Origin of the sequence: Vibrio hippocampi, assembly GCF_921292975.1 — a bacterium.
Lineage (GTDB): Bacteria > Pseudomonadota > Gammaproteobacteria > Enterobacterales > Vibrionaceae > Vibrio > Vibrio hippocampi.
This window is the reverse complement of the sequence record NZ_CAKLCM010000002.1, coordinates 1691125-1704371: the sequence shown is the minus strand read 5'-3', so window position 1 is coordinate 1704371 and position 13247 is coordinate 1691125. Positions and strand designations below refer to the sequence as shown.

13 protein-coding genes, 1 tRNA gene and 1 pseudogene are annotated in these 13247 nt (G+C 42.3%); 9 read left to right on the top strand and 6 right to left on the bottom strand.

The genetic code is table 11. The features are described from left to right. Positions 1–46: 46 nt before the first annotated feature. Positions 47–910: a bifunctional methylenetetrahydrofolate dehydrogenase/methenyltetrahydrofolate cyclohydrolase FolD gene (gene folD, locus L9Q39_RS10015; protein ID WP_237484927.1), complete on the bottom strand. Its 864-nt coding sequence runs from the start codon at positions 908–910 to the stop codon at positions 47–49. A 218-nt stretch (positions 911–1128) separates the two neighbouring features. Between folD and L9Q39_RS10010 the strand changes: the two genes are divergently transcribed. From L9Q39_RS10010 to L9Q39_RS09990, 5 genes are all read left to right on the top strand, one after another. Further along, positions 1129–1205 (top strand) — tRNA-Arg (locus tag L9Q39_RS10010). Between the two features lie 393 nt (positions 1206–1598). After that, positions 1599–2414: a toll/interleukin-1 receptor domain-containing protein gene (locus L9Q39_RS10005; protein ID WP_237484926.1), complete on the top strand. Its 816-nt coding sequence runs from the start codon at positions 1599–1601 to the stop codon at positions 2412–2414. A gap of 225 nt (positions 2415–2639) precedes the next feature. Continuing rightward, a complete protein-coding gene (locus L9Q39_RS10000; protein ID WP_237484925.1) occupies positions 2640–3062 on the top strand; it encodes a DUF2513 domain-containing protein in 423 nt (140 codons plus the stop codon). Between the two features lie 164 nt (positions 3063–3226). Continuing rightward, positions 3227–3898 (top strand): DUF6998 domain-containing protein, encoded by a 672-nt coding sequence (locus L9Q39_RS09995; protein ID WP_237484924.1) that lies wholly within the window; start codon positions 3227–3229, stop codon positions 3896–3898. A gap of 76 nt (positions 3899–3974) precedes the next feature. Next, positions 3975–4328, top strand: a complete 354-nt coding sequence (locus L9Q39_RS09990; RefSeq protein ID WP_237484923.1) for a VOC family protein — start codon at positions 3975–3977, stop codon at positions 4326–4328. 168 nt (positions 4329–4496) lie between these two features. Here the strand turns inward: L9Q39_RS09990 and L9Q39_RS09985 are convergent, their stop codons facing one another. Together L9Q39_RS09985 and L9Q39_RS09980 are read right to left on the bottom strand one after the other, a co-directional pair. Next, the gene (locus tag L9Q39_RS09985; RefSeq protein WP_237484922.1) at positions 4497–4796 is read right to left on the bottom strand and encodes a type II toxin-antitoxin system RelE/ParE family toxin; all 300 of its coding nucleotides are present in this window, start codon (positions 4794–4796) and stop codon (positions 4497–4499) included. 10 nt (positions 4797–4806) lie between these two features. Continuing rightward, entirely contained in the window at positions 4807–5049 is a 243-nt protein-coding gene (locus L9Q39_RS09980; RefSeq protein WP_237484921.1) for a type II toxin-antitoxin system Phd/YefM family antitoxin, read from the bottom strand. A gap of 205 nt (positions 5050–5254) precedes the next feature. Between L9Q39_RS09980 and L9Q39_RS09975 the strand changes: the two genes are divergently transcribed. The 4 genes from L9Q39_RS09975 (at position 5255) to L9Q39_RS09960 (ending at position 7768) form a co-directional block, all read left to right on the top strand. Next, entirely contained in the window at positions 5255–6016 is a 762-nt protein-coding gene (locus L9Q39_RS09975; protein WP_237485550.1) for a carbon-nitrogen hydrolase family protein, read from the top strand. A gap of 133 nt (positions 6017–6149) precedes the next feature. Continuing rightward, on the top strand, positions 6150–6776 hold the full coding sequence (locus L9Q39_RS09970) for a LysE family translocator (protein WP_237484920.1): 627 nt from the start codon (positions 6150–6152) through the stop codon (positions 6774–6776). Between the two features lie 138 nt (positions 6777–6914). Further along, on the top strand, positions 6915–7154 hold the full coding sequence (locus L9Q39_RS09965; RefSeq protein ID WP_237484919.1) for a DUF7684 family protein: 240 nt from the start codon (positions 6915–6917) through the stop codon (positions 7152–7154). 179 nt (positions 7155–7333) lie between these two features. Beyond that, positions 7334–7768, top strand: coding sequence for a GNAT family N-acetyltransferase (locus tag L9Q39_RS09960; protein WP_237484918.1), 435 nt, complete (start codon positions 7334–7336; stop codon positions 7766–7768). Positions 7769–7800: 32 nt separating this feature from the next. Here L9Q39_RS09960 and L9Q39_RS09955 read toward each other — a convergent pair. The 3 genes and pseudogenes from L9Q39_RS09955 to malT form a co-directional block, all read right to left on the bottom strand. Further along, positions 7801–8787 (bottom strand): annotated as a pseudogene (locus L9Q39_RS09955) (TolC family protein); the annotation flags it as partial. A gap of 591 nt (positions 8788–9378) precedes the next feature. After that, positions 9379–9702, bottom strand: a complete 324-nt coding sequence (locus L9Q39_RS09950; protein ID WP_237484917.1) for a hypothetical protein — start codon at positions 9700–9702, stop codon at positions 9379–9381. 488 nt (positions 9703–10190) lie between these two features. Then, complete coding sequence (malT, locus tag L9Q39_RS09945) at positions 10191–12899, bottom strand: HTH-type transcriptional regulator MalT (protein WP_237484916.1); 2709 nt, start codon at positions 12897–12899, stop codon at positions 10191–10193. Positions 12900–13247: the final 348 nt, after the last annotated feature.

Sequence of the window (13247 nt, the reverse complement as noted above, 5' to 3'; positions counted from 1 at the left end):
TCGCCTTTTTGCGGTTTGAATGGTCGTTAAAAGCGGTGAACACGCACTATTTTTTCGGCGTATGGAACTGCTCGCAAGCAATCATGGTGTTCTCGATCAGACTCGCCACCGTCATAGGACCGACGCCACCCGGAACCGGTGTGATAAAACTTGCATTCTCTTTGGCGACTTTGTAATCGACATCGCCGACAAGTGATCCATCTTCTAAGCGGTTAATACCGACATCGACCACCACGGCACCGGGTTTGATCCACTCACCGGGGATGAAGTGAGGTTTACCCACAGCAACCACCACCAAATCCGCTTGGCGGACATGGCTCTCTAAATCTTTGGTAAAGCGGTGGCAAGTTGTGGTCGTACAGCCCGCCAGCAGCAACTCTAGTGTCATTGGACGACCAACGATGTTAGAAGCACCGACAATCACCGCATGCTTGCCGCGCATCTGAATGTTGTAGCGCTCAAGTAGGGTGACAATGCCTTTTGGTGTACAAGAACGGAGCTTAGGAATACGCTGAGCCAGTCGCCCGACGTTATAAGGGTGGAAACCGTCAACGTCTTTCTCGGGAATAATGCGCTCTAAAACATGGGTCGTATCGATACCTGCGGGTAATGGAAGCTGTACCAAAATACCGTCTACCTCAGGGTCGTTATTGAGCTGGTCAACTAACTCAAGCAACTGTTCTTGAGCAGCATTGGCAGGCAGGTCAAAAGACTTAGAAACAAAGCCAACTTCTTCACACGCTCGACGCTTACTGCCGACGTAAACTTGAGAGGCAGGGTCTTCCCCGACTAGAACGACAGCCAAACCTGGTGCTCGTAATCCAGCATCCGTGCGAGCTTTAACACGCGCCGCCACTTCTGAGCGGACCGTTTGAGAAATCAATTTCCCATCAATATTTTGCGCAGTCATAGTTTTCCTTGAGCAACGAAGTAGTAAAAGTTAATTGCCTGTTATTTTTGTGTGCATTGTCGCAGAAAACCATTTCTAAAGCTACAAAGCAAACGTTTGCCTTGCTGCAAATTTGTCCCTTTCTTTATCTGTTGAGTTTTTTTTGTGCATTTAAACCCTTGATTGCCATAAAGCCATTGATTTACCCCGCTCAACTCGTATAATCCTCTTCCTGTAGCGCGCCCTTAGCTCAGCTGGATAGAGCACGTCCCTTCTAAGGATGTGGTCGAAGGTTCGAATCCTTCAGGGCGTGCCATTCATTTAGAAGGCGATGTAACTCTCAGAGTTACATCGCCTTTGTCGTTTCTGAACCCTGTCTCAATATAGGCTTACAGTAGAGACAGCGCCATGAATTACCAGACGTTCGCCACTCGTTGCAATCCCACGTTCGATATACCAATCCCCGTAGCTATTACTCGACCACCTTTAAGGTATTGATTAATAACCTAACTGAAAAGATCAGGGTGCTAATGTGCCGCGAATAGGTGGGAATACGTGCTTGCACGATTTCTTGCTAGGAAATCCACCACAATATAACATTATGTTCATATTGTTCCGTTGGTTAACAGGGATTGTTTAGATATAGTGAATGGATAAATTCGTATTCGCATGGTTTTAAAATGTTATAAATTTTTTGAGGGAGTCATAAATGGAACATAAATCGTATCTAATCGCTCTAGATTATGGTGATAGAGCAAAGGAAAAAAAGTTTGTAGGTGATGTTTTAGATAAGTTTGATAAAGATACGCTTGTCGGCGCAATGCTTTACGTAAACAATAATATTTACGCATTGTCTTGTCACTTATTTCTTAATTTTGAAAAAAATTCTGAAATTTTTGAAGAGTGGTTAAACATCAATTACCCTGAGAAACATAGGATTTATAATCTGTTTTCCCATGACTTAATGAAGGCTATGGGTAACAGAAGTTGTAATGGTATGGGGTTATTAGATAGTGATATGCTTGAATATCAAATGCCTTCATTGACAAATGAGATATTCCTTCACCCTGATCGTTCTATTTATGATGAAACTTTCCCTCCGGTGTTAAAAGAAATGACAAATTACTCAGTATTTTTATCACACTCAAGCGCTGACAAGGCACTAGTAGATACGTTTTTTAATGAACTCCAAAAGTCAGAAGTTGAAGCTTGGTTTGATAGATATGAAATATCTCCAGGTGATAGTATAACTGATAAAATTAACGATGGTTTAGATAAAAGCAAAGTAGGGCTTCTGTTTCTTTCCAAAAGTTTTATTAGTGGAAAATCTGGTTGGACGATGAATGAAGCAAATTACTTTTTCCAGAAGCGTATGAGGCGAAGTAAAAAGAATTTCATCGTCGTAAATATTGATCTCGAACATGACGAAATGCCTCCATTGCTACAAGACTATTTATATTTGAACTACGATGATTCTGAGTGTATACCTAAAATTGTAAACGAACTTCGAAAAATAAATTTATAACAAGCATTTAAGGCAGGGTGAGAGCATACTCACTTAAGTGAGCAAAGCATAGACAGTTTGTTTAAGTTTTGCACCACTGAGCTTTGTTTTCTCTACTTTTAATGCAAAAAGCGAGTCAGATTTTAAGCTCGTCAATGCACAGGTTAATTGATGAACAAAATATGCTCGCGCTCTGGTAAGAATGCGGCGTTATGTGTCATAAGCCATCAACGCGCAGGGGATATTATGAGAATAGACATTGAGTATATTAAAAAATTTCTAGATACGGTTCAGGATCATGATAAGCCTGATTTTACTATTAATCTCGATGAAATTAAGCCGCTTTGGTTAAATGACGATGAGAAGTTAAATAAGCTCGTTTTTCATATGGAAATAATGGAAGATCAAAGGCTTATAGAAAGTTCAACGAATACAAGTGGCATTGGCTTCCAAAGAATGGGAGGCGGCGGTGGTTTTTCAGTTAGCATAATTCCACTAAGGCTAACCGCAAGGGGACATCAATTTGCTTCTGACCTTTCTAAGCCTGGAGTAATTGAGAAACTAACGACAACATTCAAAGATGCAGGGCCAACTGAAACAGTAAAGGTGGTGTTTGCTCTCGGAAAAAACTTCCTCGACAGCCAGCTTAAAGGCTTGCTAGAAGAGTAAGCGCACTCAAATCACATAACAAATTGCTCAAGCAGACAGCTAACGTTTGGTGCTTTTGGTTTTGTTAAGTTTTGTGATTATGGTGGCTTTGTTTTAGTCATATGGTCGTTAGCTGCAATTTAGCAAGGCGTTGAGTGCATGGAAATTTATACTTCGGAGAAGAAATGGCATTAACACAGATGCAGGTTATCCAATCATTGGGTGATGCGATGGCATGGTTTGAGAGAGAATTAAATTGGGGAGTCCCTCCAACGGAACTAAGACATCTAAGTGGGAGAATTGGTGAACTCTATGCTGCTTTGATTACAAATGGTCAAATGGCAACTGAAGTAAATCAAAAGGGGTATGACGTAGTCGGAATGAACGGTGAGCGGATTTCCGTAAAAGCAACCGCTATGATGGGACAATCAGGTCATATCTCATTTAACCCAAATACGTTGAGCAAGGTTGATCGGGTAATTGTTCTTCGCATTAACACTGAAGAGATGCAAATTGAAACATTGCTCAATGAACCTGTAGCTGTTGCAAATACCCTAATGAGCCAAGAGAACTCCTCGGGTAAGGTTACTATTGCGTTATCGAAGTTGTTAACTCCCCAGAAAAACCGACAAGAGATTCCAACGTTAAAGAAAGTTGCTTTTCCTCCCTATGAAATCGTTGAGTTGGAAAATGGCACAATTCAAGTGCTAAGAGCAGGTGAATTAATTACTCCTGCAAAACCAATCTTGAGAGAGGTAGCTGAGCACTTTGGAATTAATGTACTTAACGCTAATGGAAACGCACACAACACTAGGCAGCTTGGAAGTTTAGTTATTCGGGCAATCCAATCCAAATAGTAGGGGCGTGATTTCATGAGTTATTATCCATACAAATTATTCAAGAGAGACTCGCAACGCGTGGCAGGAGAGAATTATGACCCCATTAGCTGTTCTTATTCATGTCCCTGACGTAGCTGTAGGGTTAGCTTGGTATAAGCAAGCCTTTCCTGATGCGGTTCCTATATATTATCAAGACTCGGATTTTACGGTTCTCGACTTGAATGGTTTCTCTCTAGAAATTGTGAAAGCAGATGAAAAAGTAAGTTCAGGGAAAAGTGGCAGCGTCCTTTATTGGTCTGTATCTGATTTATCCGCTGAGCTTGCTCGTTTTGAAGCGCTTGGTTCATCAATATATCGGGGACCTATGCAAATTGAAAATGGACTATCAATGTGCCAAGTTGAAGACCCTTTCGGAAACTTAATCGGGCTTCGTGGGATAGCCACATAGCAACGACGTTTAGGATAGATTCGCAACGCTCGGCATTTTTAGTTCAAGTCGAGCTCTGTGTTTACGGCGTCATGCAGCGGTTTGTTTAGTGTGTTGTCTGCGGTTTAAGCTGGCGTTAGTTTATCAATCAGGTTCAGCACTCTAACTGCTACTGCTAGGGTGTGAATATTACTTCAAATGGTTTTGGGGTAATTGTGATTGACCAAGAACGGCAACGATCAGGATAAAGCCATCTTCTTTGATAAAGTAGGCTGTGTGCCTAGCCACTGGGAAGTAGAAGCCACTTGGGTACAACTCACCACAGCTTCTTCCAACTGCTGGGTTATCAGCGAACATTTGAAAAGCGCTAAGCAAGCTGTCTTTATAGTTACCCCACTGTAATTCGGAAAAGTTTGTAATGGTATAGCTTTTGATTTTACGTAAATGGCTTTGCGCCGTTTTACTTAGCTTATATTTGCTAGTTTGCATATGTTTAAGGCTACAGGCTCTTCAAGAATGTTTCGCCATCAATTTCATTACCTTGCGCGAGGTCTTCTTTTGCAGCCTCAAAGCAATGTTTAATGTAATCAGCTTTCATTGCTTCAAATTCTTCGTAGTCTTTAATGGACATCACAACGACTGCATCTTTGTTGTTTTTACTTATTTTAACAGGCTCTCGTTGAGCGCTTAGAAGTAGTTCGCCAAAATTACGTTTAGCGTCATTTGCTGTTAATGTATGCATGTTCAAGTTCCAAACTTAGGTTACGAGTAAGAGTATAAGTATTTGTGCGAAATGTGCAATTTAATTAAATCGTGCGATTTGTGTGAAAGTTAAACTAACAAACTATAGAAGAGGGATTCGCAACGCGTGGCATTTCTCCTATGCGTTGTTCACGACTTAACGCGGCTTTATGTTATTAGGAGGAAATATGTTTTTAGGAGGAAATTTGAAAACGGGTATAACTATAAGCTTGGCTCAAATTCCTGTCGCGAGAGGCGACTTATGCGAGAACCTTAAGCATCACCTTAAAATGATCGAACAGTCTTCTTATCATAATGCTGATGTGGTTGTTTTTCCGGAGTTATCATTGACGGGCTACGAGTTAGATTTAGTTGCTAAACTTGCAGTTGATCCTGAACCATCGAATTTCAAAGAGTTGTCTCAAGCCTCAGTTGATCATGAGATCATCGTTATAGCGGGATGTCCTCTAAGCTCTGATTGCTCTTCAAAACCAACTATAGGCGCAGTAATTTGTTTTCCTGATGGGGTAATTCAATTTTACGCAAAGCAGTTCCTACATACCGGTGAAGAAAAGTATTGTTCATACGGCTCGACGGACTACTTTTTTAAAGTTAATGGGTACCAAATAGCACTAGCTATTTGCGCTGACTTTACACAGCTAGAGCATTCTCAGCAGGCAAGGGCGTTAGGTGCTGATATCTATGTTGTAAGTGCCCTAATTTCTGACAGTGGTTTTGAAGTGGACTCCAAAATCTTGTCGGAAATTGCGGTAGAGCATGGTTTCCCCGTATTTCTAAGCAATCATATTTCAGCTACAGGCGGCTGGAATACCTGTGGTAAAAGTTCAGTTTGGAATTCATATGGAGATCTCGTTGTGAATTCTAGTTCTAAAGATAGTGGCTTGGTTTTGTGCTCTTTAGTGGGTAGTGAGATTGAGGCAAGCAAAACATACAAGCGTTTAAGGTAGATTAGCAACGCTCGATATTTTGGGTTTGAATTAGCTTAAGTGTTTACGGCACAATGGATTAGGTTTGGTGGTAGCGTTGCTTATTACTTGATGCGGCGTTATGTCATAAGGCGTTTAACATGGAGGAAAGGAAATGGACTTAAATTCACTATTGCTATTTGTTGTCGCTTGTTTGGCTATCAATATGATACCTGGACCGGACGTAATCTACATTGTTTCGAATACAATGAAAGGCAAAATGGCAAGCGGAATGAAAGCTGCTATTGGGTTGGGTGTTGGTTACTTTGTCCATACATTAGCTGCTTGCTTAGGTTTATCCGCAATAATCCTAAGCTCTGCTTTAGCTTTTAGTGTAGTGAAATGGTTGGGTGCAGCCTACTTGGTATATTTGGGAGTTCAGTCTCTACTTTCTATGTGGCGCGGAGGCAGCAAAATTGTTGTTCACGAAAGCACGGAATCCAATAAAAACGTGTTTGTACAAGGAGTCATTGTTAGCGTCTTGAATCCCAAGGTGGCACTGTTCTTCCTCTCATTCTTACCTCAATTTATCGATACTTCGACCGGTACGGCATCTATGCAATTGTTAATGCTTGGTTTACTGTTTAGCGCTTTAGCTACAGTGTGTAACGTTTTATATGCCTCAGTAGGAAGTTGGGTTTTTAGTCGACCAAATTCACAGCGTTATTCTCGAACACTTAAGGGCGTCTCAGGAGTTCTACTTATTGGGTTGGCAGGCAAAGTCGCGTTCAGTGAGCGCTAGTGGTATACAAACGCTTCAAGGTAGATTCGCAACGCGTGGTAATTTTAGTTCAAGTTGATTTTTATGTTTACGGTGCAATGGGTTAGGTGGAGGCGTCGTTCATTACTTAACTCGGGTATGCTTAGGGAGTCCTAATCAATGGGATATAGAAAAGTGGTGCTTGTTACCAATTCTAGTTACAGCCCTGATGCAGATGATTTGCTTATTTCACTATTAGGAAATGGCACAAAGTTGATTTGTATCGTAGGCATTGATAGTGCTATTTGGGAAGAGGTATTGGATGAACTTGCTGTCGGTGATGGTAGTCATGTTTATAGCGTAACAACCACATCGCACCCTGATGAATTAGAGTCCGAAGTCATTGATTTTGCTGAATAATTTTCATTGTCAGAAGGTTCGACGGTAAAAGTGGTACGTATATAACAAACGTTAAGGCAGGTTCGCAACGCTCGGCAATTTCGGTTTTGATTGGCTTTAGTATTTAAGGAATAATGGTTTAGGGCAGGTAGCGTTGCTAAATACTTAATTGGGCGTTTTGTGTCACCAGAGGAAAAGGCATGGAAGTACAGCTTAAAGTCGGTAGTGATCCCTTATTTGCAGAGTCTTTAACCAAGGCAAATATGGCAAGTTATTATCAAACTCGTGGGATAACTTGGGATCACAATCAGTTTCTAAACAGTTGGGAAGATCTAGACAACTACGAGGTTCACCTAGACCAAACTCGTGTTGGTGTGCTGCGTTTTAGCTATAGTGGCGATACGACTTTCTTGAGAGACTTTCAACTTTTACCTGAGTTTCAAGGCAGAGGAATTGGGGCTGAATGTCTTGATCAAGTCGTTAAACATGCACTCGGCTGTCAATCCACTAAGTTAGTTCTGCGTGTGTTTAGTGAAAATCCAGCGATCAATCTGTATGGGTCCAAAGGCTTTGTTAAAACATCTGAAGTCAAAGGGTTGGTTGAAATGGAGATCCCTTTAATTTCAAACAGATAGTTAACGCAGCCATATGGTTCCCCCGAGAGAAATATTAATGCGTTGACTCGCGCATTAAGTCGCGCCAATAAAACATCTTTTTGAGAACGCGCTGCACCCACTTGATACTGGGCGGCCGATAAATCTCGGTCTTGGCGATTATCGGTAAAAAGCGGAATATCCATAGTGAGATAAGCACTCACCAAATCGGAGGCAGGACCGAACATATTGTCGGCTTGTCGATAGGCGTACATCACCTCAACCCCAAATTGCGGTGTATAGGCTTGCTCCGCCAATTCCACTTGCGTTTCGGTCACAGTGATACTGGTATCAACCATTTTAACCATCGGATGTTGATTCAGTTTTTGATAATGCTGGTTAGAGCTGATGTGACTGATGAGGTAATCATCGAGCAGCGGCCAAGTTAGCTGATTACTCGCTCGAAGTTCTTGATTACGTAAAGCCCAGTCGTCTCCCAACCATTCTGATAATTGAGAAAGCAAACGCCTTTGCATCTGTGCATTGCTTTGAAGCTTTTCATCCAGCTGACTGACCTTCAGTTGTGCATTGAGTACATCTTGTGCTTCACTTTTGCCTAGGCGGTAATTGGTCTGTATAAACTGCTCTAAATCGACTAATAGGGCACGATTGGCTTTTAGTTTTTGCTCGGCATACTGCTGATAACCGAGTTCAAGCCATAGTTGGGACAGGCTCTTAGTGACATCTAACTCACGATTTTGTACTTGTAGCCCAATACCATCGGCTTTTTGATTAGCTTGTTTCTGACGTAAATCTAACGTAGACCCACGCTCAAACTGCTGCATCAAACCGACAGAAATGTTCGTCATCGGGTCGTCGTCGAACTTAAAATTGTCAACGGGAAGACCACCAAAACCAACCTTGAGTTTAGGATCCATCAGCGTAGATTGGGCATAGTATTGTTTGCGTCCATGGTCATTATCCAAAGCTAGTTGGACTAGTGTATGCAAACGTTCCGCAGCCAGTGCTTGTTCTTGCACAGACATAGGGATAGCGCTCATGTCACTTGCTATTACTGCAAAAGAGGTGCTTACACTGTAGGTAATCACACTCATTACCAATTGATTTTTCACAATTTAATCCTTTTAAGAACGCCGCGTGAAAAATGTAACTAGTTACTTATGTAAAGCCAGTTACGTTTATTAGGGGCGTCAAACATTGCTAATTGAACTCTTTAGAGTTCAACAAATTATGCGTAGGAAAAAATTATGCTGCAGGTGGTCGTAATAAAGTCTGTAAACGTGCGACTTTGCTGCCGATGGTGATATTACTGTGGGGAGCAAGCGAGGAGCTTGCTGTAGCAAGGTCACTTGTTTGCGTTAGGGGGAAATGGACACTGCTGCACGCAGCCGTGCAACACATATGAACACCACTGTTTGAACTACAGTGAGCTTCACTATCGCTCGCTTGTGCAGTATAAGTGAGCAGAAGGACAGAGCCTTTATGGCAACGAGCGATAAAAAGCCAACAGTATCAACTGTTGGCTAAGAATAAAAACTATCAACCTATTTTAGAACGAGACTTAACGGTTAAACGGGTGTTTATAGTGAGTTGAGTATCTGTTCTACTGTTGTATGTTTTTAGCGCAGTTATCAACATTTACCTGCCGCTTTTAGTAGCGCATTGCAATTTGCCCCTGCAGGCATGCCTTTTCCATCTGTTGCTGAGCAGATAGCGTCGCTAGTAACGATGACACCACCGGTATAATAACATTGAAAACGACGACCTTTATATATAGCGTCGAACTCAACTTTGATTATATCTGCAGTACGGTTTTCAATCTTCACATTATTTGCGCTTGTCCCTAATGCAAATGCTGCTTTTTTCTGGAGACTGAGATTGTCTCGCGTGTTGTTATCAATAATGCTACATCCAGTAAACATTAGAATGCCGATAAGTGCGATGTATTTTTTCATTTTCTTTCCATAAAACATTAACTAAATCATACGTCTACGAAAGTGTAGGGCATGAATATGCAACTTTAAACAAGTTGTAGTTAGTTTCAACACGCATTTTTTGTCGTAATGACAACTCACCAATTAGTGAATTTGGGTGCAGTGATATTTAATTAATTCAATTGATGTGAACAATATTAATTTGAATAATGAAGGCGTGAATGGCTGGGAAAAATAACGTACGACGAGTTAGTGCGATATATTATGAGTCTTTCTAGGGTATGTCTATTTATTTCATTGAGGGAGTCATAGTTATGGTGGTTTTGCAGGACTAAAGGTTTTCTCATATAACTTGCTGATGAAATATAAAGTTTGAATACTCAATAATAAGGATAAAATAACCGAAAGGTCGGTTATTTTATCCTTTGTCGAGTGTGGTTTTAACCAAAAGTCATTAGCTATTCTGTGTCTTTAAGTCATCTTGTCGTCTGACTTAACTCAACATCATACTAATACCCCATCAACTGCAATAAATTCTCAGCAGTGGCGATAGCCTCTTTACGGTTAGCGATGTTTAACTTCTGATACAGGTTACGAATATGCGTCTTGATGGTGGTTCCCGCGACGTCGAGTTTTTGTGCAATTTGTTCGTTGCCAAATCCGGAATAGATCAGACCGAGAACCTGCCATTCACGTTGGGTCAGTGGGCTGGTGCGCACTAACTCGGGTACGTTCGGATGGTTGATCAATGTTTCCACAAACTCTTCATCAAAGTGCACAGAGCGGCTGTGTTGCGTCAAGGAAATATCCTTCATCAACTGCTGGGCGCGATGGTGTTCAAGATCGCCGAGTTCATGGTTAAGGATCAGTTTATCAAGCCCCTCACGTATTGCGGCACCATCGGTTAGGAAGTTACCGACCATGCCAGTTTGAGTGGTCATGATTAACGCCTGCTTGAGTAGTTGTTTAGAGCGTTCTTCGTCGTGTTGGTGTACCGATAATACCGATTCTACAATCAGATTTCGGTTGGTATCGGTGACCAAGTTGACGCGTTTGGCTTCACCTTGTAAAAAACTGAGTGCTTCACTGGCTTTTTCAAATTGACCCGTGCTGATGTAGGCACGCGCAATATTACGCCACTGTAATTGGGTAAAATGGTTGGTGGCGGTTTTAGGGCGAACCGCTGTGCGTAGCCACTCTTCGATAGCCCCTATATTTCCGCGGGCTTGCCAGAAAAGCAGTAGCGATAACGAGGCGTTAGCGGTCCAATCAACATGGTAAGTGGATTGCTTGAGCAGATGCTGGATATGCTCAATAAACTTACCGGCTTTGTCTAGTTTTCCACGACCGATGGCAATGCGAGCCAACATCGAGTAGCTATGAAGATGTTGACTTGGTGAGTGGTCTTCTAAGATCTGTAATCCTTTATACGCACACTCTTCGGCTTCATCTAAGCGGTTCCAACACCACAGTACTTGCGCTCGGATGCGCAATAAAAACTCATGCAGTGGCAGTTGTTGAAGTTGCTGGTCTTCGATTAATTGGAAAGCGGATGATTGCAGTTCAAACGCCGCTTGCACATAGCCTTGAGCAATTAAGATTTCACTTTGCTGCAGAATCGCCCATAACGCTTGATGATAGACTTGATATTGACGAGCCAATTTCTCAGTTTGCTGCATCATAGGTAAGGCACGCTCAAGGTTGCCTAGTACGTGATTGACTTCTCCCACAATGGAAGTCGCCACGATACGACTACGATAAACGGTCGGATCAAGCTGGCTGAGTGCCAATTCTGCTAGTTCAAGCGCCTTTTCTGGCTGGTTACTATTGATAGCAACTTGCGCCAGCAGGGCATTTTCTTGTCCTTGGTAGCGGACATCCATTTCTAGATCACGAGCCTTGTGCTGCTTAGTCGCTTCATTAAGTAATTCACCAACTTGGTTATACCGATGTTGGCTTTGTGCTAACCAAGCTTGCAGCATGGTAAGTTTAGGGTGATTGAAGAGGATATCTTTATCTAATTGATTGATCGCAATTTCTAACGTGGAGAGTTCACCTTGGTTGAACATTTTCCAGCCGTATTTGTTAAGAATTTCGACCAAAAGGTGATTGTCGGCGGCTTTTTGGGCATGCTTGAGTGCCTGATGCGGCATTTTTTGTTTCAACCACGCGACCGCAGCATTGTGTTGTAGTTTGCTCTCTTGCTGAGGGATACGAGCTTTACGCTCATGAGCTAGAAACTCGCCAAACAGATTATGGAAGCGGAACCAGTTATGCTCTCCCTCTAATGGATAAATAAACAGACCATAGCGGTTGAGCGCCTCGATCATACCCAGTGCGTCTTCGCGATCAGTGAGCGCCAACACCAGTTTGTCGTTGAAATGGTCAAGCACGGATATTTGCATTAAGAAGTAGCGTGTCTCTTGATCAAGCAGATCAAACACTTCTTCCACCAAATAATCCCATAAGTGAGCACGGTTAAAATGGGAAACCGACTCTGCTGTTTGTGCTAGCGTGCGGTTTAGGTGTTGTGTTTGAAGCGCGATCAACTGCAATGCGGATGGCCAACCTTCAACATAGCTTCTTAGATTGTTAGCGGTCTCTTCATCAATACCATCGGCAATACGTTGATTAAAGAATCGAGTCGTCTCTTCGGTGTCAAAGGCAAGTAATTCATCGCTGAGCTCTATCATAAGATCACGCACCCTGAGGTTAGCGGTGCCCAGCGGTGGATTAGCACGACTTGTCACGACAATCGTTAAGTTGTCCGGCATGTGTTTCAAGAAGAACCGCATGGCTTCATGGATTTCGTCATTGTGTATCAGGTGGTAGTCATCAAGCACAATGTAGCATTCTTGCTGAAATGCGACCATTTCGGAAAAGACGTCACTAAATAGGGAATAGAGAGAGGAGAATTGACGTTTTTCTGCCAAAGACTGTGCAGTGGCGCAACTGGAATCTGTCGCTTTATTTAAAGCCTGCAATAGGTAGTTAACAAAGTAAAAGCTGTCGTTGTCGCTTTCATCAATGCTATACCAACCCACGTTTGGTTTATCTGCCAACCATTGCGCTGCCATGGTGGTTTTGCCGTAGCCCGCAGGTGAGCGAAATAGTACCAACTTGCAGTAGCACGCTTGTTGTAATAGATCGAGTACGCGTGGTCTAAAGATGGCGTTGTGTAGGCGTCCAGGGCGAGTAAGTTTCGAGGGAATCCACATATGTGAAATGTCCTTAATTAATCGTGACGGTTAGCTGTTAGCTAAGAACTCGCAAGAGAGGCGCCTCAATATTATTGTTGCTATGAGTGACTACGCTTGCTGTCCAAGCCAAAATTAACAAAAACAAAACCAAAACCAAAACCAAAGGTGGCGAGTCTTGTCTGTTAGCTAAACCTTTGAATGTCGTGAAAATGCAAAAATAAAAAATAGAATCAACCTTTTGATCTGGATGGTACGACATGGTTGAGAGTGATAACAATGATCCACTTCCTAATTCTTAAGTCTCAAATGAGATCTGCATCACTACGCCCTTGTTTTGTGAGTTTGGTCACCATTTGTTCGCTGATG

Bases quoted from the DNA above. Each gene is read 5' to 3' on its own strand.
- L9Q39_RS09965 (WP_237484919.1), top strand. From the start codon at position 6,915: ATGGGATATAGAAAAGTGGTGCTTGTTACCAATTCTAGTTACAGCCCT.
- L9Q39_RS09960 (WP_237484918.1), top strand. From the start codon at position 7,334: ATGGAAGTACAGCTTAAAGTCGGTAGTGATCCCTTATTTGCAGAGTCT.
- L9Q39_RS09970 (WP_237484920.1), top strand. From the start codon at position 6,150: ATGGACTTAAATTCACTATTGCTATTTGTTGTCGCTTGTTTGGCTATC.
- L9Q39_RS10005 (WP_237484926.1), top strand. From the start codon at position 1,599: ATGGAACATAAATCGTATCTAATCGCTCTAGATTATGGTGATAGAGCA.
- L9Q39_RS09995 (WP_237484924.1), top strand. From the start codon at position 3,227: ATGGCATTAACACAGATGCAGGTTATCCAATCATTGGGTGATGCGATG.
- L9Q39_RS09950 (WP_237484917.1), bottom strand. From the start codon at position 9,702: ATGAAAAAATACATCGCACTTATCGGCATTCTAATGTTTACTGGATGT.
- L9Q39_RS09985 (WP_237484922.1), bottom strand. From the start codon at position 4,796: ATGCAAACTAGCAAATATAAGCTAAGTAAAACGGCGCAAAGCCATTTA.
- L9Q39_RS09990 (WP_237484923.1), top strand. From the start codon at position 3,975: ATGACCCCATTAGCTGTTCTTATTCATGTCCCTGACGTAGCTGTAGGG.
- folD (WP_237484927.1), bottom strand. From the start codon at position 910: ATGACTGCGCAAAATATTGATGGGAAATTGATTTCTCAAACGGTCCGC.
- malT (WP_237484916.1), bottom strand. From the start codon at position 12,899: ATGTGGATTCCCTCGAAACTTACTCGCCCTGGACGCCTACACAACGCC.
- L9Q39_RS10000 (WP_237484925.1), top strand. From the start codon at position 2,640: ATGAGAATAGACATTGAGTATATTAAAAAATTTCTAGATACGGTTCAG.
- L9Q39_RS09980 (WP_237484921.1), bottom strand. From the start codon at position 5,049: ATGCATACATTAACAGCAAATGACGCTAAACGTAATTTTGGCGAACTA.